The sequence below is a fragment of the Phnomibacter ginsenosidimutans genome (assembly GCF_009740285.1).
GTDB classification, from domain to species: domain Bacteria; phylum Bacteroidota; class Bacteroidia; order Chitinophagales; family Chitinophagaceae; genus Phnomibacter; species Phnomibacter ginsenosidimutans.
Genome location: NZ_CP046566.1, coordinates 2,211,285 through 2,232,268, shown reverse-complemented (window position 1 = coordinate 2,232,268; position 20,984 = coordinate 2,211,285). Strand labels below are relative to the sequence as shown.

At 45.4% G+C, this 20,984-nt stretch carries 17 protein-coding genes and 1 pseudogene; 12 read left to right on the top strand and 6 right to left on the bottom strand.

Features of this window, described 5'->3' with window-relative positions:
* Positions 1–11: 11 nt before the first annotated feature.
* The 5 genes and pseudogenes from GLV81_RS09750 (at position 12) to GLV81_RS09730 (ending at position 4,288) form a co-directional block, all read left to right on the top strand.
* A complete protein-coding gene (locus GLV81_RS09750) occupies positions 12–164 on the top strand; it encodes a hypothetical protein (RefSeq protein ID WP_157478697.1) in 153 nt (50 codons plus the stop codon).
* 125 nt (positions 165–289) lie between these two features.
* Complete coding sequence (locus GLV81_RS09745) at positions 290–2,008, top strand: sodium:solute symporter family protein (protein WP_157478696.1); 1,719 nt, start codon at positions 290–292, stop codon at positions 2,006–2,008.
* An 87-nt stretch (positions 2,009–2,095) separates the two neighbouring features.
* Positions 2,096–3,029 (top strand): annotated as a pseudogene (locus GLV81_RS09740) (SPFH domain-containing protein).
* A 101-nt stretch (positions 3,030–3,130) separates the two neighbouring features.
* Complete coding sequence (locus tag GLV81_RS09735) at positions 3,131–3,820, top strand: MotA/TolQ/ExbB proton channel family protein (protein WP_157480721.1); 690 nt, start codon at positions 3,131–3,133, stop codon at positions 3,818–3,820.
* 72 nt (positions 3,821–3,892) lie between these two features.
* Positions 3,893–4,288, top strand: coding sequence for an ExbD/TolR family protein (locus GLV81_RS09730; protein WP_157478695.1), 396 nt, complete (start codon positions 3,893–3,895; stop codon positions 4,286–4,288).
* A gap of 8 nt (positions 4,289–4,296) precedes the next feature.
* On the opposite strand, the gene GLV81_RS09725 is transcribed toward GLV81_RS09730, so the two are convergent.
* Complete coding sequence (locus tag GLV81_RS09725; protein WP_157478694.1) at positions 4,297–4,635, bottom strand: hypothetical protein; 339 nt, start codon at positions 4,633–4,635, stop codon at positions 4,297–4,299.
* 331 nt (positions 4,636–4,966) lie between these two features.
* Here GLV81_RS09725 and GLV81_RS09720 point away from each other — a divergent pair, with 331 nt between their 5' ends.
* The 4 genes from GLV81_RS09720 to GLV81_RS09705 are packed head-to-tail and all read left to right on the top strand — an operon-like array spanning position 4,967 to position 9,813.
* On the top strand, positions 4,967–5,770 hold the full coding sequence (locus GLV81_RS09720; RefSeq protein WP_157478693.1) for a menaquinone biosynthetic enzyme MqnA/MqnD family protein: 804 nt from the start codon (positions 4,967–4,969) through the stop codon (positions 5,768–5,770).
* A gap of 3 nt (positions 5,771–5,773) precedes the next feature.
* Positions 5,774–6,592 (top strand): purine-nucleoside phosphorylase, encoded by an 819-nt coding sequence (locus GLV81_RS09715; protein ID WP_197428197.1) that lies wholly within the window; start codon positions 5,774–5,776, stop codon positions 6,590–6,592.
* A 20-nt stretch (positions 6,593–6,612) separates the two neighbouring features.
* Entirely contained in the window at positions 6,613–8,700 is a 2,088-nt protein-coding gene (locus GLV81_RS09710) for a putative porin (protein WP_157478692.1), read from the top strand.
* Positions 8,701–8,712: 12 nt separating this feature from the next.
* Positions 8,713–9,813 (top strand): DUF3810 domain-containing protein, encoded by a 1,101-nt coding sequence (locus GLV81_RS09705; protein ID WP_157478691.1) that lies wholly within the window; start codon positions 8,713–8,715, stop codon positions 9,811–9,813.
* Positions 9,814–9,841: 28 nt separating this feature from the next.
* On the opposite strand, the gene dnaE is transcribed toward GLV81_RS09705, so the two are convergent.
* Positions 9,842–13,540, bottom strand: coding sequence for a DNA polymerase III subunit alpha (gene dnaE, locus GLV81_RS09700; protein WP_157478690.1), 3,699 nt, complete (start codon positions 13,538–13,540; stop codon positions 9,842–9,844).
* A 237-nt stretch (positions 13,541–13,777) separates the two neighbouring features.
* Between dnaE and GLV81_RS09695 the strand changes: the two genes are divergently transcribed.
* On the top strand, positions 13,778–14,596 hold the full coding sequence (locus tag GLV81_RS09695) for a C40 family peptidase (protein ID WP_197428196.1): 819 nt from the start codon (positions 13,778–13,780) through the stop codon (positions 14,594–14,596).
* Here the strand turns inward: GLV81_RS09695 and GLV81_RS09690 are convergent, their stop codons facing one another.
* Both GLV81_RS09690 and msrA read right to left on the bottom strand, forming a co-directional pair.
* The gene (locus GLV81_RS09690) at positions 14,597–16,249 is read right to left on the bottom strand and encodes a M1 family metallopeptidase (RefSeq protein ID WP_157478688.1); all 1,653 of its coding nucleotides are present in this window, start codon (positions 16,247–16,249) and stop codon (positions 14,597–14,599) included.
* A 49-nt stretch (positions 16,250–16,298) separates the two neighbouring features.
* The gene (gene msrA, locus GLV81_RS09685; RefSeq protein ID WP_246185914.1) at positions 16,299–16,976 is read right to left on the bottom strand and encodes a peptide-methionine (S)-S-oxide reductase MsrA; all 678 of its coding nucleotides are present in this window, start codon (positions 16,974–16,976) and stop codon (positions 16,299–16,301) included.
* 197 nt (positions 16,977–17,173) lie between these two features.
* On the opposite strand from msrA, the gene kynU reads away from it, so the two are divergent.
* Positions 17,174–18,436, top strand: coding sequence for a kynureninase (gene kynU, locus GLV81_RS09680; RefSeq protein WP_157478687.1), 1,263 nt, complete (start codon positions 17,174–17,176; stop codon positions 18,434–18,436).
* Between the two features lies 1 nt (position 18,437).
* Positions 18,438–19,055, top strand: a complete 618-nt coding sequence (locus GLV81_RS09675) for an SGNH/GDSL hydrolase family protein (protein WP_157478686.1) — start codon at positions 18,438–18,440, stop codon at positions 19,053–19,055.
* Here GLV81_RS09675 and GLV81_RS20270 read toward each other — a convergent pair.
* Together GLV81_RS20270 and GLV81_RS09670 are read right to left on the bottom strand one after the other, a co-directional pair.
* Positions 19,052–19,588 (bottom strand): ATP-binding cassette domain-containing protein, encoded by a 537-nt coding sequence (locus GLV81_RS20270; RefSeq protein WP_246185913.1) that lies wholly within the window; start codon positions 19,586–19,588, stop codon positions 19,052–19,054. The genes GLV81_RS09675 and GLV81_RS20270 overlap by 4 nt on opposite strands.
* The gene (locus GLV81_RS09670) at positions 19,552–20,931 is read right to left on the bottom strand and encodes an ABC-F family ATP-binding cassette domain-containing protein (RefSeq protein ID WP_246185912.1); all 1,380 of its coding nucleotides are present in this window, start codon (positions 20,929–20,931) and stop codon (positions 19,552–19,554) included. Before GLV81_RS09670 ends, GLV81_RS20270 begins: the two co-directional genes overlap by 37 nt.
* Between the last annotated feature and the right edge of the window lie 53 nt (positions 20,932–20,984).

Genomic DNA, 20,984 nt, shown 5'->3' with positions numbered 1-20,984 from the left:
AATTTGTATTCATGCGTCGTCCCGAAATATTGCTCATCATTGCTGCGGTGTCTGGCTTAATCATCGGCAAACTCATCAAAAACTTTCGATGGGGTTTCCTCATTGGCATCATCATTGCGGCTTTGTATGCATTTGGAAAACCATACAAAAAACAACGTGATTAATGCGGGAGCCCGGCCGTAAATATTGGCAGGTTTGGTACATTTTGGTACTGGCATTTCTGCTGTTGCAGATTTGGTGGTTTACCTATCTCAGTCAATTGTTTCAATAATCCTTCAAGAGTTGCATCATGGCTGTATTAGATTGGGTGGTGTTGATTGCTACGCTGGCGGGTATCATTACTTACGGCCTGTACAAAAGCCGTCATGAAAAAACGCTGGAAGGTTATTTTTTAAGCAGCCGCAGCATGCCCTGGTGGTTGGTATTGCTGAGCATTATGGGCACTCAGGCTAGTGCCGTTACGTTTCTTTCTGCGCCGGGCCAGGCCTATACCGATGGCATGCGTTTTGTGCAATACTATTTTGGCTTGCCCATTGCCATGATTGTGATCAGCGCCTTTTTCGTACCCATTTTTCACAAGCTGAAAGTGTATACAGCGTATGAATTTTTAGAACAACGCTTCGATTTAAAAACAAGAACACTCACATCTTTTCTCTTTTTGCTGGGCCGCGGTTTATCTACCGGTATTAGTATTTATGCACCAGCCATTATTGTAAGCAGTTTGCTGGGTTGGAATATTTACCTCACCAATTTGGTAATGGGTGGGTTGCTCATCATTTACACCGTAAGTGGTGGTGCCAAATCGATTGCCTACACACAGCAGTTGCAGTTCCTGCTCATTATGGGCGGTATGCTGATTGCTGCTGTAGTAGCTGTACAATTGTTGCCGGCAGGTGTTGGTTTTACCGAAGCCATTGCCACTGGTGGCAGCATGGGTAAAATGAACATCATTACCGATGGCATGACAGAAAAAGGCTTCGACTGGAAAGACCGCTACAATATGTGGAGTGGTGTGATTGGTGGTTTCTTTTTGGCACTCAGTTATTTTGGCACCGACCAAAGCCAGGTGGGCCGCTACCTCACAGCCCGCAGCATGAAAGAAAGCCGCATTGGCCTGCTCATGAATGGTTTGGTAAAAGTGCCCATGCAGTTTGTGATTTTGATGGTGGGCGTATTGGTATTTGCTTTTTACCAGTTCAATCAGGCACCAATTTTTTTCAACCAAACATTGGTGAAAGAAGCCAAGACCACTGCATTTGCGCCGACACTCAACAAGCTGGAAGCGGAGTACAATTTGCTGCAAGAGCAACGCAATAGGTTGAGAAACCAAGGGCCTGCTACCGACGGTTTTCATGTTGATACCATGCAAAAGGCAGTGGAGCAAAACTTCCAACAACTCCAATCATTACGGAAAGAATACGCTGCTGTATTAAAGCAAGCTGTACCCAATGGCGAAACCAGCGACACCAATTATATCTTCTTGTATTTCGTGACACAGAACCTGCCGAAAGGCTTGGTGGGCCTGCTCATAGCGGTGATTATTTTGGCGGCCTGGGGCAGCATTGCAGCGGCGCTGAATTCGTTGGCCAGCAGTACTGTTATCGATATTCATCACAAAGTGGTGAATAAAAACTGCGATGAGAAAACGTCGTACAAACTCAGCTGGCAATACACGTTGGGCTGGGGTTTGTTCAGCATTGCGGTGGCCATGTTTGCTACCAATATGGGCAGCTTAATAGAAGCAGTAAACATTTTGGGTTCTCTTTTTTACGGTGTTATTCTAGGCATTTTTCTCGTAGCTTTTTTCATTAAAAAAGTAAAAGGCGATGCCGTTTTTTGGAGTGCGGTAGTAAGCGAACTCTTGGTCGTCACCATTTACAAAATGGAAATTGTGTCGTTTCTCTGGCTCAATCTCATTGGCGCAGCGCTGGTTATTTTCATTGCTATTCCGTTTCAAACCTTGCTGCAAAAACAGCCAGCGGAAAAGCCTGCAGGTGAACAGGCGTAACCACGCAGCCATCATTATTACCAATGGTGCATAATTCCGCAGTTAAATGCGGTAAGCCGCCATTAACTTTCGTCAAATTTTTATAGCATGGACTACGGTTTTATTGCTCTCGTCGTTATTGCGGTATTGTTTGTACTCAGCGGTATTGTAACCGTTCAGCAAGGGTACATTTCTGTGATTACTATGTTTGGTAAATACCGCCGCATTATGCGCCCCGGTTTGAATATCAAAATTCCTTTTCTGGAAAAAGTGTATACCAGAGTGAGTATTCAAAACCGCAGTGTGGAACTCGAATTTCAGGCGGTTACCATTCGATCAGGCCAACGTGTACTTCAAATCGATGCTGCTGTACAGTGTGATGAATGAAGAAGAAGAAACCATCAAGCGGGTGGCTTTCAAATTCATGAGTGAAAGAGAATTGATGCAGGCATTGGTTCGCACCATTGAAGGCAACATCCGTTCGTATGTGGCTACCCGTCGTCAGGCAGAAGTATTGGGCTTGCGCCGCGAAATTGTAGAATATGTGAAAGTAGAAATTGACCAGACCCTCGAAACCTGGGGTTATCATTTGCTCGATTTGCAAATCAATGATATCACGTTTGATCAGGCCATTATAGAAAGCATGAGCAGGGTAGTGGCCAGCCACAATATGAAAGCCGCTGCTGAAAACGAAGGTCAGGCATTGCTTATTACCAAAACCCGTGCTGCAGAAGCTGAAGGCAACGCCATTAAGATTGCTGCAGAAGCCGAACGGCAGGCTGCACAACTGCGTGGTCAGGGTGTGGCGCTGTTCCGTCAGGAAGTAGCCAAGGGTATGAGTGAAGCTGCAGAAGAATTGAAACAGGCCAACCTCGATACCAATGTCATACTCTTTAGTATGTGGACAGAAGCCATTAAGAACTTTGCTGAATACGGAAAGGGCAATGTGATATTTCTCGATGGCAGCCCCGATGGCATGCAAAGTACCATGAACCGTATTATGGGTATGATGCAAATGAAGTCTGAAGAACAAAAAAAGTAGTGCTGCAACTGGCGTAAAAAACTGTTAATAGCCGCAGACAAATACAACATGAATAATTATTTGCCTGCATATTCGTTGATACATAAATAATTTACTTGCCCATGTTTTTGCTCTATCAGGCGCTTACAGATACCATGCAACAAGTAGCCACTCAGGCTGGTGCTACTGCTAAGTCCATCAATCTTTGGGAATTGATTGCGCAGGGTGGTGTGCTGATGATTCCATTGGCATTGCTATTGGTGGTGGCCGTGTATTTTTTTGTAGAAAGAAATATTGCCATCAATAAAGCATCCCGTATTGATCCCAACTTCATGAATATTGTGCGGGATCACATCATGAACGGCAACATTACTGCAGCCCGTTCATTGACGAAGAATACTGATCATCCGGTAGCCCGTATCATTGACAAAGGTTTGCAGCGATTGGGTAAACCCATTGATGCCATTGAAAAGAGCATGGAGAATGTAGGGCGAATTGAGATGTATAACATGGAACGCAACATCAACGTATTGTCGATGATTGCAGGAATGGCACCCATGTTTGGTTTCCTCGGTACCATCATTGGTATGATTCAGATGTTTTATGAAATCAATACCTCTGGCCGCTTTGAACTCAATACCATCGCTGGTGGTATTTATGTAAAAATGATTACTTCCGCTACAGGTTTGATTATTGGTTTGGTATCATACCTTTTTTACAACTACCTCAATACACAGGTGGATAAAACTGCCAATAAAATGGAAGTAGCTACGGCAGAATTTTTAGACACTTTGCAAGAGCCGCACAAATAGCTGATGTGCTAATGTGAAATGTGCATTAGAACATTAGCACATTAGCTAATTTTCACATTCTCAAGTTGATTCATGAATATTCGCCGCAAATTAAAATCACATGCCGAAGTACACACCGGAGCGTTGAACGATATCCTGTTCATCCTCTTGTTTTTCTTTCTGATTGTGAGTACGCTGGCCAATCCCAATGTGGTAAAAGTGGATACCCCCCGTGGTAAAAATGATACCAAGGTGAAGCAAACCATTGTGGTGAGTATCGATAAAAACCGGCAGATGTATCTGATGCAAAAGCCCATTGCTACCGATAGTCTGGAGCATGAGCTGCAACGCATGATGGCCAATGCAACCGATACACCGGTGATTGCGTTAAATGTGGACAGCGCTGCTTTCTACGGAGATTTTTTCAAAGCACTTAATGCCGGAAAAAGATTGAAGGCCAAAGTAGTTGCTAACATCAATCCCAATTGAGTCAGTCATCAGGAAGCAGAACCAAACAACCATTCGTTGGCTTCTTCTCTACTGGTTGTAATTTTTAAATTCATGCCGCGGTTAACCGTGGCATTTTCATACAGTTGAATTGCCTGACTTACGCTTTCGTGGCATAGCAATACCACCCTAATGTTTCCTTGTTTTGCCAGGTTGGCCGAGTATTCAGCCAATTCAAAAGTTTCGGCCAAACCAAGACGATGAGTAAGGTTTGTTTCGTCGCAGAGTATATGGCTGCACTGAGAGCTCAATGCAGCTTCGCCAACGGCCTGAATGTAGCCCAATGCCTCTTCGTAAGTAAATTCATTGCTTGATGCTGTTACTAACAACGTTCGATCCTTCTTGCTGGAATGAGTAATCAATCGGCATAACACGAATATTTACCTGCACTTACGCCAGTTTGCAAGAGCACAAACCCACGACAGTGACTAGGGGGAGTATTAAACTGCTCAAATGTAGGGGTTCAACTTACATGAAAAGAATGTTTAATGTCATTTGTTTTTGAGTGATGATGTGCGATAATCCTGCTAATGGTTGCGAAATGTAAAAAAGCTCATGCTAGAAAATGTTAAAAGCATTGTTGGCCAAAGGCAAGCCCAAAGGGTGCCTGCATGTTGGCTACGCATCGCTTACCTTTGCCCACTTCGCAAAAAAATGCATATGCCCGACGAATCGAAGACTCTCGTAAAAGTGGGTGCAGTGAGTTACTCCAACACGCTGCCCTTGCTGTATGGTATGCGCAAAATGCCGGTGCTACAGCAGATGGATTTACTGACAGACTACCCCAGTGCAGTTGCTGAAAAGTTGATTGCCGGCACTATTGATGTGGGGCTTGTCCCGGTGGCTGTTTTTCACAAAGTGGCCAATGCGCAAATAGTGGGCAAATATGGTATTGCTGCTCATGGCGTTGTTGCATCTGTTTGCATTTTTAGTGATGTGCCCATGGAGCAGATCACCCATGTGATGCTCGATTATCAAAGCCGCACATCGGTGGCTCTTGCTCAACTTTTGCTGAAGCATTTTTGGAAGCAGCCGGTGGAATTGGTAGCAGCCACTCTTGGTTTTGAACAGCAGATTGCTGGCAGTACGGCTGCCGTGGTGATTGGTGACCGGGCGCTTAGCCTGCAAAGCAAGCATGCCCATGTGTATGATTTGGCGGAAGCATGGCTTCAGTGGACTGGCTTACCTTTTGTGTTTGCTGCATGGATTGCCAACAAGCCGCTGCCGGCCGATTTCATTCAGGCTTTTGATGAAGCCAATGCTTTAGGCATGGCACACATACCAGAGATTGTTGCGACACATCCGTTTCCTGATTATGACTTGCAATACTATTTTACCCAAAACATACATTACGAACTAACAGCTGAAAAAATGCAGGGTTTGCAACTCTTTTTGCAAATGCTGCAGCAGCCAGAAAATGCAGCATCATTGCTACCCGCTTCTTCCAAACACTCAAATTTTTGATACATGACCTTGATTGAAAAACTAAACGAAACTACTGCTGTCATCAAAGCATATTATAGTGAAAAACCTGTTGCCGGTATTGTGCTGGGCAGCGGTTTGGGCAATTTTAAAGAGAACATGACGGTAGAATGTGAAATACCGTATGAAGACATTCCCAACTTTCCGGTGTCTACAGTAGAGGGGCACAGTGGCAAACTCATTTTTGGTAAAATGGCTGGTAAAACTGTGGTATGCATGGCCGGCCGTTTTCATTTTTACGAAGGGTATTCTTCTGCCGATGTTTCATTTCCCATTCGGGTAATGAAATGGCTGGGCGTTGAAACACTGCTGCTCAGCAACGCTGCCGGTGGTATGAATCCAGCTTTCGCTGTTGGCGATTTAATGATCATCAACGATCATATTAGTTTGTTTGCCCACAATCCTTTGCTTGGGCCCAATGTGGCGGAGCTTGGTCCTCGTTTTCCTGATATGAGTGAGCCTTATAGCAAAGCTTTGATTGCCACAGCAAAAACAGTAGCTGCCGCCAATAACATAGCGGTACATGAAGGCGTATACGTAGGTGTAACCGGCCCTACATTTGAAACGAAGGCCGAATACAAAATGCTGCATATTATTGGTGCCGATGCTGTGGGCATGAGCACCGTACAGGAAGTGATTGTGGCCCGACATATGGATGTGCCGGTGTTTGCCATCAGCGTTATTACCGACCTGGGCATTCGGGAAGAAAACAACATCATTACCCATGAAGAAGTATTGGAAGCTGCTAAAGCTGCCGAACCCAAAATGACAGCTATCTTCAAGGGCCTGATAGAGGCATTGTAAAAGTGGAATATCTGCGGCCCATGAAAATCGCTTCCTTAATGAACCATTTGCAAAACCGGAATTGGATGCCGGCATTGCTGCTATGCCTGTGCATGTCGATGGCAGGAATGCTGCATGCTCAAAGGCCCACCGGTATTGGTACCGGCCGCTTTGATGCACAAGGCCGGCCCATGGGAGCGGGCAGCAAAATGAAAGGTGGCGATAGCTTACAGCAAAGAGATAACAACGAAGATTCCATTACTATTTTTTACCGCATGTTCGATAGCAGTCGTATCCGATTGCTTGACTCAACAGTAGGCGAATTTTCGTTGCGTTTTCCGTTGCAAAAAGACCAGTTGTTTTTAGGTAGCCTTGGTAATGCTACACAATCACTGTTGTTTCAACCTTACATGAAGCCTGGTTTTGATCCGGGCTTTCATGCATACGATACCTACAAATACACCGTAGAAGGCACCCGCATATTTCAAACCACAAGGCCATACACAGAGCTGGATTACTTGCTGGGTGGCCGGTCGGAGCAAACCATCAAAGCGTTGCATACGCAAAACATTTCGCCTACCTGGAATGCTTCGTTTGAATTCAGGTACCTTGGTTCGCCCGGCAATTTTAAAAACAACAATACCAGTCATAGCAACATACGCCTGGCTTCTGGCTTTGCCACCCGCAACCGACGGTACAGTGGCAATTTCATGTACATCACCAACCGCAACCGATCGGCCACCAATGGCGGCATTGTTTCTGATACATTTCTCACTTCTACCAATCAGGCATTTGCACAACGTTTTAATATTCCCACCTGGTTGGGCGAAGACGGTGACATTACAGCCAACCCTTTTGCTACCAGTGTAAAAGCAGGACACGATTACAAACAACGCATCCTGTATTTCAGACATCAATACGATTTTGGTCAAAAGGACTCTGTATTGACAATTGATGAAGAAGACTCTTCATACACGAAAGTTTTTTACCCCAGGTTTCGGGTACAACACAGCATACTCTACAATAGGCAAGAGTTTGGCTTTAAAGATGAATACCTGACAGATACGGCTGCTACCAATGCCTATGCTAGTGTGTACAGGCAGCGGTTTGGGGTAAAAAGTTTTTATCCAAACATGCTGCTCAATGATCGGTTTACAGAGTTTACCAATGAAGCAGCTATTTTATTGTACCCGCAAAAAAATAATCAGGACCAGTTTCTGAAAATGGGTGCCGGCTTGCAATTGCTGTCTGCGTTGCACGACAGCGTAACGGCACGTAAATACAATAACAGCTATGTATTGGGCGAGTACCGCAACAGAACCCGCAACAGAAAGTGGGACATCAATGCCAATGCCCGTTTATATCTGAGTGGGCTAAATGCCGGTGATTACAACCTGGACGTATTGCTGCAAACACAGCTGGGCAAAAAGGCTGGTGTATTGCAATTGGGATTTGTGAATACCAACCGCACACCATCTTTTGTGTTTGATACGCTTTCCGGATTTATCAATCAAACGGTCAGCAGCTTAAAACAAGAAAACTGGACCAAAATCAGCGGGCAGTATTTTCTGCCATCGCTGAAGCTGCAACTGTTTGGCAATTACTATCTCGTAAGCAATTACACATATTGGGATACATACACCACGTTTAAGCAAGAATCAACTTTGACTAGTGTGCTTCATGTGGGAGCCGCTAAAACGTTTAAGCTCAGTAAGCGCTGGAACTGGCATACATCGCTTCACGTACAAACCGAGGCGAGTGAGGTGATTAATTTGCCTGTATTGTATTCGCAAAACAGGATTGCTTATGAAGGTACTTTTTTCAAAAACCTGCTGCTGAGTACAGGTGTGGAAGTGCGGTACTATACCGCATATAAAATGAATGATTTCAGCCCGATGAATGGTCAGTGGATAGTGCAGGATACTGCGCTGATCCGCAACAAGCCCGACATCAATGCGTACCTGCATTTGCGTATTCGATCATTCCGCTTGTTTACCCGCTTGGAAAACCTGAATACGTTGAGTGTGAGCCGTGGTTTTGCATTTGTCAACAATAATCTTGCTGCACCTTTATATCCTACGCCCGGACTGTTTTTCCGTTTGGGTATCTATTGGGGATTTGTGAACTAAGTCTGTCATTTCATGCAACAACGTTTTGCCATACCGCCCGTTGTTCGTCAGTGGATTTTTCCTGTGGTAATTGTGCTGCTCATCTGGTGGTTGCAACAGTTTCCCGGTATTATCGAAACCTATTATGCACAAGGCATTTACCCATACATCGGAGCAACTCTTCGATGGCTGTTTGGCTGGCTACCATTCAGCGTTGGTGATGCGTTGATAGCTGTGCTTTTCGTTTTCCTTCTTTTTACACTTGTACAAACGATTCGACGGAAAAAACAATACGCAGGAAAGTTGGGTTGGCTAAAGCATCTGGTTCAACAGTTGTTGAAATGGTTGCTGTGGATATACATTTTGTTTGAATGCATTTGGGGGGTGAATTATTACCGAAAAGGTTCAGCTTATCTGCTACAACTGCAGCCGGACTTGTATACTACTGCCGATGTAGATACGCTGTTGAATACAGTGAATGCCCGACTACATTCATTAAGTAAAGACAGCATTGCCATTCGTCAATCATTGACACAGGATAGACAGCAACTCAATGAAATGGTGACTGTTGCGTATGTAAATGCTTCACAGCAATATAGCTGGCTTGCGTTGGAGCACAGCAGTTTGAAACCCAATCTGCTCGGGCCTTTACAATCATACACCGGCTACGGTGGTTATTTGTTTCCATTCACTGGCGAAGCGCAGGTAAACTTTCACGCCCCTGCATTTACGCTGCCGTTTACAGTGAGTCATGAAGTGGCGCATCAGCTGGGTTTTGGCAGCGAAAGCGAAGCCAATCTCATCGGATATTTAGTTGGCAAACAATCCACTTCTGCATTGCTGCAATACAGCACTTATGCCGAAATGCATGACTATGCCGTCAGCGACATGTGGGTGCGGGATAGTGTTTTGGCGAAGCAGCGATACAAAGAAGTGCCTTACATGCTGCAGTTGCATCGCAAAGAAATGCGGCAATGGGTGATGGAACACAAGCATCCTGCACAGCAGTGGCTTAATTGGATATACGAACGATACTTGTGGAGCAACAATCAGCCACAGGGCCTGCAATCGTACAACAGGGTAGTGGCATGGCTGATTGCTTATGGAAAAAAATATGGCTGGCATCAGTTGTAATGCCAGCCATATTTGATATTGGAAACGATTAGCCTAAATCGGTCATCGTTACTTTCACATCCAACTCAGTTGTGTTGAGCAGATAGTCGGCCATCTCTTCATTGAGGCTGTAGCTTTTGCTGCTCATCATTTCAATATCAAAATTGCGGATGCTATCCCGCACCAAAAATTTCAGTTTGGTACCACCTACATTTTTCTTGAGTTGTTGTTCCATAAACCCAATCATTTGTGTGGTAATATTAGATGGCTCAATCAAAATATCTACCTGTTTGGTGGCACTTGTACGCAGGGTTTCCAGCAAATAAATACCCGATATTTTAAACTCCCAACCTTGCTGCTCCAGCTGTTGATCGGGGCCGTATTTCATGCGTGGTTTGTGTTGGCCTACTACATATAAGTTCAAACCAATGTTGAGGAACTGCGCATACTTCGTATAGTCTTGACTCCATAAGGCAAACTCTGCCTTGCCTGTATAATCTTCTATAGCAAGAATGGCAAAGTTTCTGCCCGTACGTGTGGTGCGATGTTGTGCCCCTACCACCAAACCTGCCAACCGGAAGGGGCGTGTCGGGCTGCTTTGCTCGTTGATGCTGTCGGTAAATTCATTGAACTCACCGAGCGGCGTTACGCCATAATGTTTCAGCTCAAAACGGAAGTGGTCGAGTGGGTGGCCACTCATAAACATGCCCGTTACATCCTTTTCATGCCCGAGTTTATCGGTCAGTGTCCAAGGGTCGCAAGGTGGTAGTTTGGGCAGTTGTACATCCAGACTATCTGCAAGGTTGCCAAACAAAGTGTTGGCCGTGCTGGCACTTTGCTGCTGCAATTGGTTGCCATAGCGAATGATACGTTCCAATCCATTCATGCTTTCGCCTTTTGGCACAAAAAAGTATTGTGCCCGATGCAGGTCTTCAAAGCAATCAAATGCACCAGAGTAAATCAGGCTTTCCAGCGATTTTTTATTCACGGTTCTTTGATTGATGCGTTTGATAAAATCAAACACATTTTGATAGCGGCCGTTTTGTTCCCGCTCTTCAATAATGCTTTGAATAGCAGCTTCGCCCACGCCTTTCAAACCACCCAAACCAAAACGGATTTCTCCTTTTTTGTTGACAGCAAAACCTTGCTTCGATTCGTTGATATCCGGACCGAGTACTTTAATGCCCATCCGTTTACACTCTTCCATGAAGAAGGTGATTTTTTCCAAGGCACCGGCATGGTTGAGCACCGCCGCCATGTACTCGCTGGGGTAGTGGGCTTTGAGGTAGGCTGTTTGGTACGCTACAAATGCATAGCAGGTTGAATGCGATTTGTTGAACGCATATTGGGCGAAGGCTTCCCAGTCGGTCCATATTTTTTCCAGTTTGTCGGCCGCCATGCCTTTGGCAATGGCACCATCTACAAACTTGCCTTTCATTTTGTCCAGCGTTTTGCGGTCCTTCTTACCCATCGCTTTCCGCAGTACGTCGGCATCGCCCTTGCTAAAACCCGCCAACTTTTGGCTCAGCAACATCACCTGTTCCTGATACACGGTAATGCCGTATGTTTCTGCCAGGTATTCTTCCATTTCCGGCAGGTCATATTCAATGGGTTCGAGGCCGTGCTTACGGGCAATGAATTTGGGGATGTACGCCAATGGCCCCGGACGATACAAGGCGTTCATGGCAATCAAATCGGCGAACTGGTCGGGCTTCAGGTCCCGCAGGTATTTCTGCATGCCCGTACTTTCAAACTGAAACGTACCGTTGGTTTCGCCACGTTGATACAGCTGATAGGTTTTGGCATCATCCAATGGTAAATCATCGGGTTCGATGACTACTCCATGATTTTCTTTGATGAGTTCCAATGCCGTTTTCAAAATGGACAAGGTTTTCAAACCCAAAAAGTCCATCTTGATGACGCCGGCATCTTCAATCACACTACCTTCTATTTGTGTAACCCACAAATCAGAATCTTTGGCAGTAGCTACAGGTATCAGCTCTGTCAAATCTTTTGGCGCAATAATGATACCCGCTGCGTGGATGCCGGTGTTGCGAACAGAGCCTTCCAAACGTTCGGCTTCTTTCAGCACCTGCGCCCTGATGTCATTGCCTTTGTAAATTTCCCGTAGCTGTTTTACGTTCTCAATATCTTCTGGTGCCAGCTGTTCTTTTTCTTCCAGGCTTTTTTCACCTTCTTTTTTGGTGAGTGGTGCCTTGAGCACACGGCCCAAATTGGTACCTGGTTTATCGGGCACCAACTTTGCCAAAGCGTTGCTGTCAGCCAGTGGCAAATCGAGTACACGGGCCACGTCTTTAATACTCATTTTGGCAGCCATGGTACCGTAGGTGATGATCTGTGCTACCTGTGCTTTGCCATATTTGTCCACCACATAGTCAATTACCCGCTGACGGCCTTCATCATCGAAGTCCGTATCAATATCGGGCATGCTCTTACGGTCGGGGTTGAGGAAACGTTCGAACAGCAGGTTGTATTTAATGGGGTCGATATTGGTAATGCCGATGCAATAAGCCACTGCACTACCCGCTGCCGAACCACGACCCGGACCCACAAACACTCCCAAATCACGACCGGCTTTAATGAAATCGCTTACAATCAAAAAGTAACCGGCAAAGCCCATGATTTTGATGGTGTTCAATTCGAAGTCCAGACGTTCACGTGTCGACTCCGAAATTTCACCATAGCGTTTCATAGCGCCTTCGTAAGTAAGATGCTTCAGGTATTCCCACTGGTTCAGCACATCGCTTTCATGAATTTTGAAGGATGGCGGAATGGGAAAGTTGGGCAGTAAAATATCTTTCTTCAGGTTCAACACTTCCACACGATCTACAATCATGTTGGTGTTGTCTATCGCTTGTGGAATGTCGCTGAAGAGCTTCGACATTTCATCCGGCGTTTTAAAATAAAACTGATCGTTGGGAAATTTGAAGCGCCTATTTTTCATGTGCACTTCATCATTCGTCATGTCATCAAAGCCCGGTGTGCTTTGCTTTTCACCGGTGTTGATGCACAGCAAAATATCGTGGGCGTTATAGTCGTCCTGATCGGTGTAGTGGCTGTCGTTGGTGGCAATTACCGGTACGTTGTACTTTTTGGCAAAGCGCATCAGCACTTCATTAATCTGGTCTTGCTCGGGCATGTTGTGCCGCTGCAATTCAATGAAGTAATCATCGCCAAACAAATTATGCCACCACTGAAACTCTTTTTCTGCGGCTTCTTCACCATCGTGCAAAATGGTTTGGGGCACATAGGCACCAATGCAACAGGTGGTGGCAATCAAACCTTCGTGGTATTTTTCAATCAGCGATTTTTCTATACGCGGATACTTGCTGTACATGCCCTCAATAAAACCCAACGAGGTGAGCTTGATGAGGTTTTGATAACCTTGTTTGTTTTTGGCCAGCAATACCTGATGGTAGCGTTCGTCTTTTTGTTCTTTAGAAAAAGTTTTGCGGTGCATGTTTTCCACCACATAAAACTCACAGCCTACAATGGGTTTTACCACTGGCTCAATTTTGTCTGAGCCATCTTCATTTTTGCCCACCACACGGGTGTTTTTCCAGGCCTGGCTCACAAATTCAAAAGCACCAAACATGTTGCCATGGTCGGTTATGGCGAGGCCGGGCATGTTGTGGGCCGCTGCTTTTTTGTACAGCGAATCGATGCTGGCGGCGCCATCGAGCAATGAATACTGAGTATGACAATGGAGGTGGGAAAAACAAGGCATAACGCTACAAATTTTCGGTACGATTTACCACAATGCAAGGGGTCAAATTTGGCGTAAAAGGGCGGATGATACCGCTTTCATTTTCCACAAAACCGTACAATTTTTTTAGGAAAAATGTAAACCGTTGAGGCTCAATTGTGGCACGGTTTTATTGATAGCATGACTGTCAAATTTGACGGCCGGATGATGGTCGCTAGGCATTTTCCGGTATTTTTGCCCCTCGCTAAATTTGTGTGGATGGAGTTGATGATCAAACGATTGTGTACTATATGTGTGATGGCTATGTTGCTGCTCTGCAGTAGCTATGCCGAAGCGCAGCGGAAAAGCAGTGCCAAAAAGCCTGCCCCCAAGAAAACAACTACACAAAAGAAAACGGTCAGCAAGAAGAAACCAGCCAGCACCGCAAAGGCGAAACCAAAGGCTACGCCAAGGGTAAATTTGGCGCAAGCCATCCCGCAGGTAAAAGACAGCCTGCTGGAGAGAGACATACCGCTCCGCAATTTCGATTCTATTTTGATGGCGGCCCGTCGTCAGGAAACATCCTTAAAAAGTCCTGATTTTAACCTGGGCAAAACCCTGGGATCCGCGTTGGAAAATTTCATTCCTGTCCAATTTAAATACGCCATTCTGCTCAATGAATCGGTAGAGAAATTATCGAACCTCGTGTTGTACAAAAACATTGATGATTGGTACGGCACACGCTACCGGTATGGCGGCAAAACCACCAAAGGCATTGATTGCTCGGCTTTCATGCAGGTGATTTCGGAATATACATTTGGCTGGGTGCTGCCACGCACTGCCCGTGAGCAATATGTGGCCATGCAAGGCATTAAGCGGGATGAATTGCGGGAAGGTGATTTTGTTTTTTTTAATACCACCGGCGGTATTAGCCATGTGGGTATGTACTTGCAAAACAACAAATTCATTCATGCCAGTAGCAGCGAAGGCGTAAGCATTGGCGACCTCCAAAGCAAGTATTGGAGCCGCCGGTTTATTGGTGCCCGCCGCATGCCAGAAGTTACACCAGCTACCGCTGCACCTACACAGTTGGATTGATTAATCCTGATACCGGATATACAAATTTTTATTCCACTCACTACTGATGTTTTCATCATTCAATGATGTGGCAATTGTTGTCCACTCATTGGCCTGTATGGTTTTCCAAACGCCCTGCCCAATGCCGGTGGGCAAATACACAGGCAAACGAAATGCAGCGTTACAATCAGTAAACTTCACTTTCAGCTGACCGCTGTTGATGCTCCATTGCAACAACGGAATCTGTGTGGTACGCAGGTATTGATCAAACACTGCTTTCACATCAAACGACACAAACTGTTGTATGTATGCCTGCAGTTCTACAGTAGAAGTGGTGCCATGAAAATAGGTTTTGTACATGCCCCGCAGCAGCTGCCGAAAACTGCTGTCGTTTTGCATGGCCGTACGAATGGTGTGAATCATGTTGGCCGCTTTGTAATACATATCGCCACTGCCTTCGTGGTTTACGCCATATTCACCAATGATTGGCCTGTCGTTCATGATGTTTTTGCGAATGCCTTGCACGTAAGCTTCGCAGGCAGCTTTGCCAAACAGGCATTGTGTGTATATGGTTTCGCTGTAGTTGGTAAACCCTTCATGAATCCACATGTCGGCAATGTCTTTGCTGGTAATGTTGTTGCCAAACCATTCGTGTCCGCTTTCATGAATAATAATGAAATCCCATTTGGAACCCCATCCTGTACCGCTCAGGTCACGGCCACGGTAGCCATTCATAAAGTTGTTGCCATAGGCCACGGCACTTTGGTGCTCCATGCCTAGATGCGATGATTGAACGAGTTTGTAGCCATCGGCATAAAAAGGATAGGGGCCAAACCAATGCTCAAAACATTGAAGCATCGGCTTCACTTGTTTGAATTGTTCTTTGGCTTTTTCCAGTTCATAATCGAGCACCCAATAGCTGCAATCGAGCACACCATCTTCGCCGTTGTATTGTTCTTCAAACGATACATACTTGCCGATGTATGGAATGATGTTGTAATTGTTGATGGGATTTTTTACTTCCCAGCGCCAGGCCGTTTTATCGCCCATGGGCATTTTGTTGGTGAGTCTGCCATTGCCAACAGCTGTGAGTGTATCAGGCACAATCATCGTAAGCGATGAACCCAAATCAGGTTCATCACTTTGGTGGTCTTTGCATGGATACCAAACGGAGGCGCCCAAGCCCTGACATGCCACCGTCATCCAGGGGCGGCCTTTATTGTCTTTGGTCCATACCCAGCCGCCATCCCAGGGGGCTCGTATGGCTTTGCGTGGCTGACCATGATAATAGATGAGCAGGTTGTGTTCACCAGCTTGCATTTGTGCAGGCATTTGCAATAAGGCGGTGTTGTTTTTTCTGGTAAATGAAATGCGCTGGAGTTGATTGAGCACAATGCTGTCTATCAGCAAAGGCTGTTGCAAATCAATCTGCATCAGCTTGCCGGGCTTACTACTGCTGAACCGAATACTGGTTTGACCAACAATGGTTTCGCTGGTATAATCCGGCGTTACAGTAATATCGTAGCGTTGTACATCCCACCAGCTACGGTTGGCGTTGAGCGTTCCCCGCAACGAATCGTCGAGGGTGAATTTTTGTGGCGTTCTGCCTAACTGTGCCTGTACAAAAGCAGGCAGTACTATGGCCAACAGGCTGGTGACAACGGATATACGCATGTAGCAATACTACTAAACCGCAGTGATATGCAGCAACAAAAAATCCGGGTTATTGACCCGGATTTGATTTGCGTAATTTTTCCTGAAATACTTTTCGAAACTTATCCAATTTCGGTTTGATGACATAGGTGCAGTAACCGTAGTTGGGGTTGTTGGCATAAAAATTCTGGTGGTAATCTTCTGCCGAATAAAAGTTTTTATAAGGACTGATTTCGGTAACAATGGGGGCAGCAAATGCACCGCTTTTATCCAGATCAGCTTTGTATTTTTCTGCGAGTTCTTTTTGCGTAGCGGTATGATAAAAAATAGCAGAACGGTATTGAGGACCTACGTCAGCACCCTGACGATTGGGGGTGGTGGGGTCATGTGTTTTCCAGAAAACTTCCAACAATTCATCAAAGCTGATGACTTCCGGATTGTACACGATTTGTGTTACTTCTGCATGGCCGGTGGTTTTAGCGGTTACCTGCTCGTAAGTGGGGTTGGCCACATGACCACCGCTGTATCCACTGGTTACTTTCAACACGCCTTTGAGTTCTTGAAAAACCGCTTCTGTACACCAAAAACATCCGGCACCAAAGGTGGCGGTATCTGTCATTTCCATGGTTCTGTTGAGCATGCTTACGTTTAAAGATTGAGACTGCACACTTGGTTGATTGCATCCTGCCAACATGAAGCCACCCGCCACAACTGCCATTACCAACGCATTCATCATTAGGAGTCGCATTTTATACACGCAAAGTTGATTGTATTAAGGATTGTTGCCAATTGAGGTTGCGGCAAATTAACACTATCAACACATAAACTTACAAGCCCCTACGCTTGTAATGTCAAAGGATTCTTAAAATCTGCAGATATTCGTTGTGTTGTTTGCGGGATATGCCTGCTACACAACAAACCTTCAAACAAAATTGTCGTTTCGCCATGCTTGCATTTGAACCAACATCAACCTTTGCCCGTCAACTGGATGCTCAGGATCCGCTTCATACTTTCAAAAATGATTTTCATTTTCCGCAGCATGAAGGCCGAAATGCCATTTATTTCTGTGGCAATAGTTTGGGCCTGCAACCCAAGGCAGTTGCCAACGCTATACAAACCGAATTGAACAGTTGGCAACAACTGGCAGTAGGTGGTTATTTCGGTGGCACCAATCCTTGGTTGTATTATCAGGATTATTGCAAACCCACATTGGCGAAACTCGTTGGCGCTTCTACACAAGAAGTAACGGTGATGAATGCCTTAACGGTGAACCTGCATCTGTTGATGTTGTCGTTTTACAAACCGAATGGCAAGCGGTATAAAATATTGATGGAAGCCGGCGCTTTTCCCAGCGATCAATATGCAGTGGAAACACAAGTACGGCAATATGGTTTCAATCCCGATGAAGCCATTGTAGAAATTGCACCAAGAGCTGGTGAAAAAACGTTGCGAACAGCAGATATTATTGAGAGCATCAACACTCATGCTGAAGAACTGGCATTGGTGATGTTTGCCGGCATGAATTATTATACCGGTCAATTGTTTGATATGGCTGCTATCACAAAGGCTGGTCATGCAGCAGGTGCGATGGTTGGTTTTGATTTGGCACATGTAACCGGCAATGTACCTGTGCAGTTGCATGGTTGGAATGTAGACTTTGCAGCATGGTGCAGTTACAAATATTTGAATGCTGGTCCGGGTGCTGTGGGTGGCGTTTTTGTACATGAAAAACATGCACAAAATGTGCAGCTGGGTCGCTTGGGCGGCTGGTGGGGCAATGATGAAAAGACCCGTTTTAAAATGGAGAAAGGGTTTGTGCCCAAGGCCGATGCCAGTGGCTGGTGCATGAGTACATCGCAGGTAATGAACACTGTGTGCCTGAAAGCTTCGCTGGAAATGTTTGAGCAGGCAGGCATCGAAAATCTTCGGGCCAAAAGCATACGACTCACTGCTTATTTGCAATACCTCCTGCAGCAATTGCCCAATTTATCTTTTGAAATTATCACGCCTGAAAATCCTGATGAAAGAGGAGCCCAACTGTCCTTGTATTTCAAAGAAAACGGCCGGGCCATTCATGATGCTATGCATGCTGCAGGTATCATTGTTGATTACCGGGAACCGGGCGTTATTCGTGTGGCACCAGCGCCCATGTATTGTAGCTTTGAAGATGTGTATCGTTTTTATGAAATCCTGAAAACGCAATTTTAAAATGTCGCAGCATATCCACAGCCTCTTATGCCTTGGCGATAGTTATACCATCGGAGAAGGCGTTGCTTTGTATGAATCGTTTCCATACCAAACCATGCAACTCTTGCGCAAAGCTGGTGTGCATGTACATGCTCCGGAGATTGTAGCCAAAACAGGCTGGACCACTTTTGAATTGGCGGAATACCTGATTCATCATCAACTGGAAGAGGCATATGATGTGGTGTCGCTGTTGATTGGTGTCAACAATCAGTACCGTGGTTTATCTATTGAAAGCTTTCAGGAAGATGCTGAATTTTTGTTGCGTAAAGCCATTCATTTAGCAGGCAATTTATCGCATCGGGTTGCGGTGTTGTCTATACCAGATTGGGGCGTTACGCCATTTGCAAAAGACAAGGATAGAGACGCTATCGCACAACAGATTGATGCATTTAATGCAGTGCTGCAAGCACTTTGCGATAAGTATAAAGTTACTTTTTTAGATAACAGCACTGCCAGCAGAGCCGCATCAAACGACGGTAGTTTATTGGCAGAAGATGGCTTACATCCTGCCGGAAAATTGTACGCACAATGGGCTGCATCTTTCGCTGATTGGATGCAGCAGCAAATACACAAGCATTAATTGCCCACTTCGCTGAGTTCTAACCAACGCATTTCTTTTTCTTCCAGTTCATTGGTTACGGCAATCAGCCTTGCTGATACTTCCTGCAGTTCTTCGTAGGAGAGAGGGCTACTCATTTTTTCAGTAAGTGTTGCTTTTTCAGCTTCCAATGCGGGCAAGTCCTTGTCGAGTTGTTCCAACTCTCGTTGCTCTTTGTACGATAGTTTTTTCTTGGCTACCGGAGCTGCCGCAGTTTCAACTGGTTTCTCTTTTTCAGATGTTGTTTTTTGCTCTGCTTGTTTTTCTTTCCATTGTTCTTCCAGGCGGTATTGTGTATAGTTGCCGGGGTAATCCCGCACTATACCATCACCTTCAAAAACAAACAAATGATCAACAAGCCTGTCCATGAAATAACGGTCGTGGCTTACAATGAGTACACAGCCCTGATAGTCGGCCAAAAAGTTTTCGACTACGGCAAGCGTTGGCAAATCCAAATCATTGGTCGGTTCGTCGAGTATCAAAAAGTTGGGATTGCGAAACAAAATGGTGAGCAATTGCAAACGTCTTTTTCGCCACCACTCAACGATGATAAATAGGTGTATTGTTTTTCTGGTGGAAACAAAAACAACTCCAAAAACTTACTGGCGGTAAGCGCTCCGCCACCAGCCAATGGAAATGTTTCTGCAAATTGTTTTACATATTCAATCACCCGCAGGTCTTCTTTCCATTGCAATCCTTCCTGGCTGTAGTTGCCAAATACAACGGTGTCACCAATATTTATTTTACCGCTATCGGCTTGTTCCAAGCCTTGTAGCATGTTGAGGAAAGTAGATTTACCTACGCCGTTTTTACCAACAATGCCAATGCGTTCGCCTTTGGCAAAAGTGTAGTCAAAACCATTGAGAATAGACTTCTCTCCGTATGCTTTGTACACCTTTTTCATTTCGGCCACCTTGCCACCAAGGCGGGTCATTTTTACCTGCAATTGCAGTTGCTCGTCTACCACTTTTTGTTTGGCCCTGCTTTCTACATCGTAAAAAGCATCTATGCGGCTTTTGGCTTTGGTGGTGCGGGCCTTGGGTTGCTTGCGCATCCACTCTAGTTCTTTGCGGTATTCGTTTTTTGCCTTGTCAATGCTGCTCAGTTCGTTTTCAATTCGTGCAGCTTTCTTCTCCAAAAAGTTTTCGTAATCGCCTTTGTAGGTGTAAATGTTGCTGCGTTCCATTTCCCATATTTCATCGCACACGGCATCCAGAAAATAACGATCGTGGGTTACCATCAGCAGCGTTACATGCTGTGCACTCAGGTAATGCTCCAGCCACTCAATCATTTCTACATCCAGATGGTTGGTGGGTTCGTCCATTATGAGCAGCACATGACCAGTTTCAAATCCTGCATCAATCAGTGTACGTGCCAGTGCCACTCGTTTGCGTTGGCCACCACTCAGTGATATCATGCGTTGGTCGAGGTAATGAATGTTGAGCTTGCCCAAAATTTGTTTTACGCTGGCGTCAAAATCCCATGCACCCAGTTCATCCATGCGTTGAATGGCTTGCATAATTTTTTCACCGTCTCCCGATTCACTCACTTCTTCATAGTCACGAATGGCATTGAGAATAGGGTGGTCGTGTTGAAAGATGTTTTGGGCAATGGTTTGATGTTCGATGAATTGCGGTTCCTGTTCAAACAGCACCACTTTTACGTCCTTACTAATCCAAAGCTTGCCACTGTCAGCCGTTTCGCGGCCGGCCAGTATTTTCAGCAGGGTACTTTTGCCTACACCATTGCGGGCCACCAATGCTACTTTATCACCTTCGTTTATGTGGAAGCTAATGTTATCAAACAATGGAGTTACGCCGTAAGCTTTGGTAAGGTTTTCTGCTGATAAATAATGCATGTGTTCTGTTTCTGTTGGGAAGGCAAAACTATGGAGGCATTCATAGCTTTTGG

Bases quoted from the DNA above. Each gene is read 5' to 3' on its own strand.
- GLV81_RS09750 (WP_157478697.1), top strand. From the start codon at position 12: ATGCGTCGTCCCGAAATATTGCTCATCATTGCTGCGGTGTCTGGCTTA.
- GLV81_RS09745 (WP_157478696.1), top strand. From the start codon at position 290: ATGGCTGTATTAGATTGGGTGGTGTTGATTGCTACGCTGGCGGGTATC.
- GLV81_RS09735 (WP_157480721.1), top strand. From the start codon at position 3,131: ATGTTTTTGCTCTATCAGGCGCTTACAGATACCATGCAACAAGTAGCC.
- GLV81_RS09730 (WP_157478695.1), top strand. From the start codon at position 3,893: ATGAATATTCGCCGCAAATTAAAATCACATGCCGAAGTACACACCGGA.
- GLV81_RS09720 (WP_157478693.1), top strand. From the start codon at position 4,967: ATGCCCGACGAATCGAAGACTCTCGTAAAAGTGGGTGCAGTGAGTTAC.
- GLV81_RS09715 (WP_197428197.1), top strand. From the start codon at position 5,774: ATGACCTTGATTGAAAAACTAAACGAAACTACTGCTGTCATCAAAGCA.
- GLV81_RS09710 (WP_157478692.1), top strand. From the start codon at position 6,613: ATGAAAATCGCTTCCTTAATGAACCATTTGCAAAACCGGAATTGGATG.
- GLV81_RS09705 (WP_157478691.1), top strand. From the start codon at position 8,713: ATGCAACAACGTTTTGCCATACCGCCCGTTGTTCGTCAGTGGATTTTT.
- dnaE (WP_157478690.1), bottom strand. From the start codon at position 13,540: ATGCCTTGTTTTTCCCACCTCCATTGTCATACTCAGTATTCATTGCTC.
- GLV81_RS09695 (WP_197428196.1), top strand. From the start codon at position 13,778: ATGGAGTTGATGATCAAACGATTGTGTACTATATGTGTGATGGCTATG.
- GLV81_RS09690 (WP_157478688.1), bottom strand. From the start codon at position 16,249: ATGCGTATATCCGTTGTCACCAGCCTGTTGGCCATAGTACTGCCTGCT.
- msrA (WP_246185914.1), bottom strand. From the start codon at position 16,976: ATGCGACTCCTAATGATGAATGCGTTGGTAATGGCAGTTGTGGCGGGT.
- kynU (WP_157478687.1), top strand. From the start codon at position 17,174: ATGCTTGCATTTGAACCAACATCAACCTTTGCCCGTCAACTGGATGCT.
- GLV81_RS09675 (WP_157478686.1), top strand. From the start codon at position 18,438: ATGTCGCAGCATATCCACAGCCTCTTATGCCTTGGCGATAGTTATACC.
- GLV81_RS09670 (WP_246185912.1), bottom strand. From the start codon at position 20,931: ATGCATTATTTATCAGCAGAAAACCTTACCAAAGCTTACGGCGTAACT.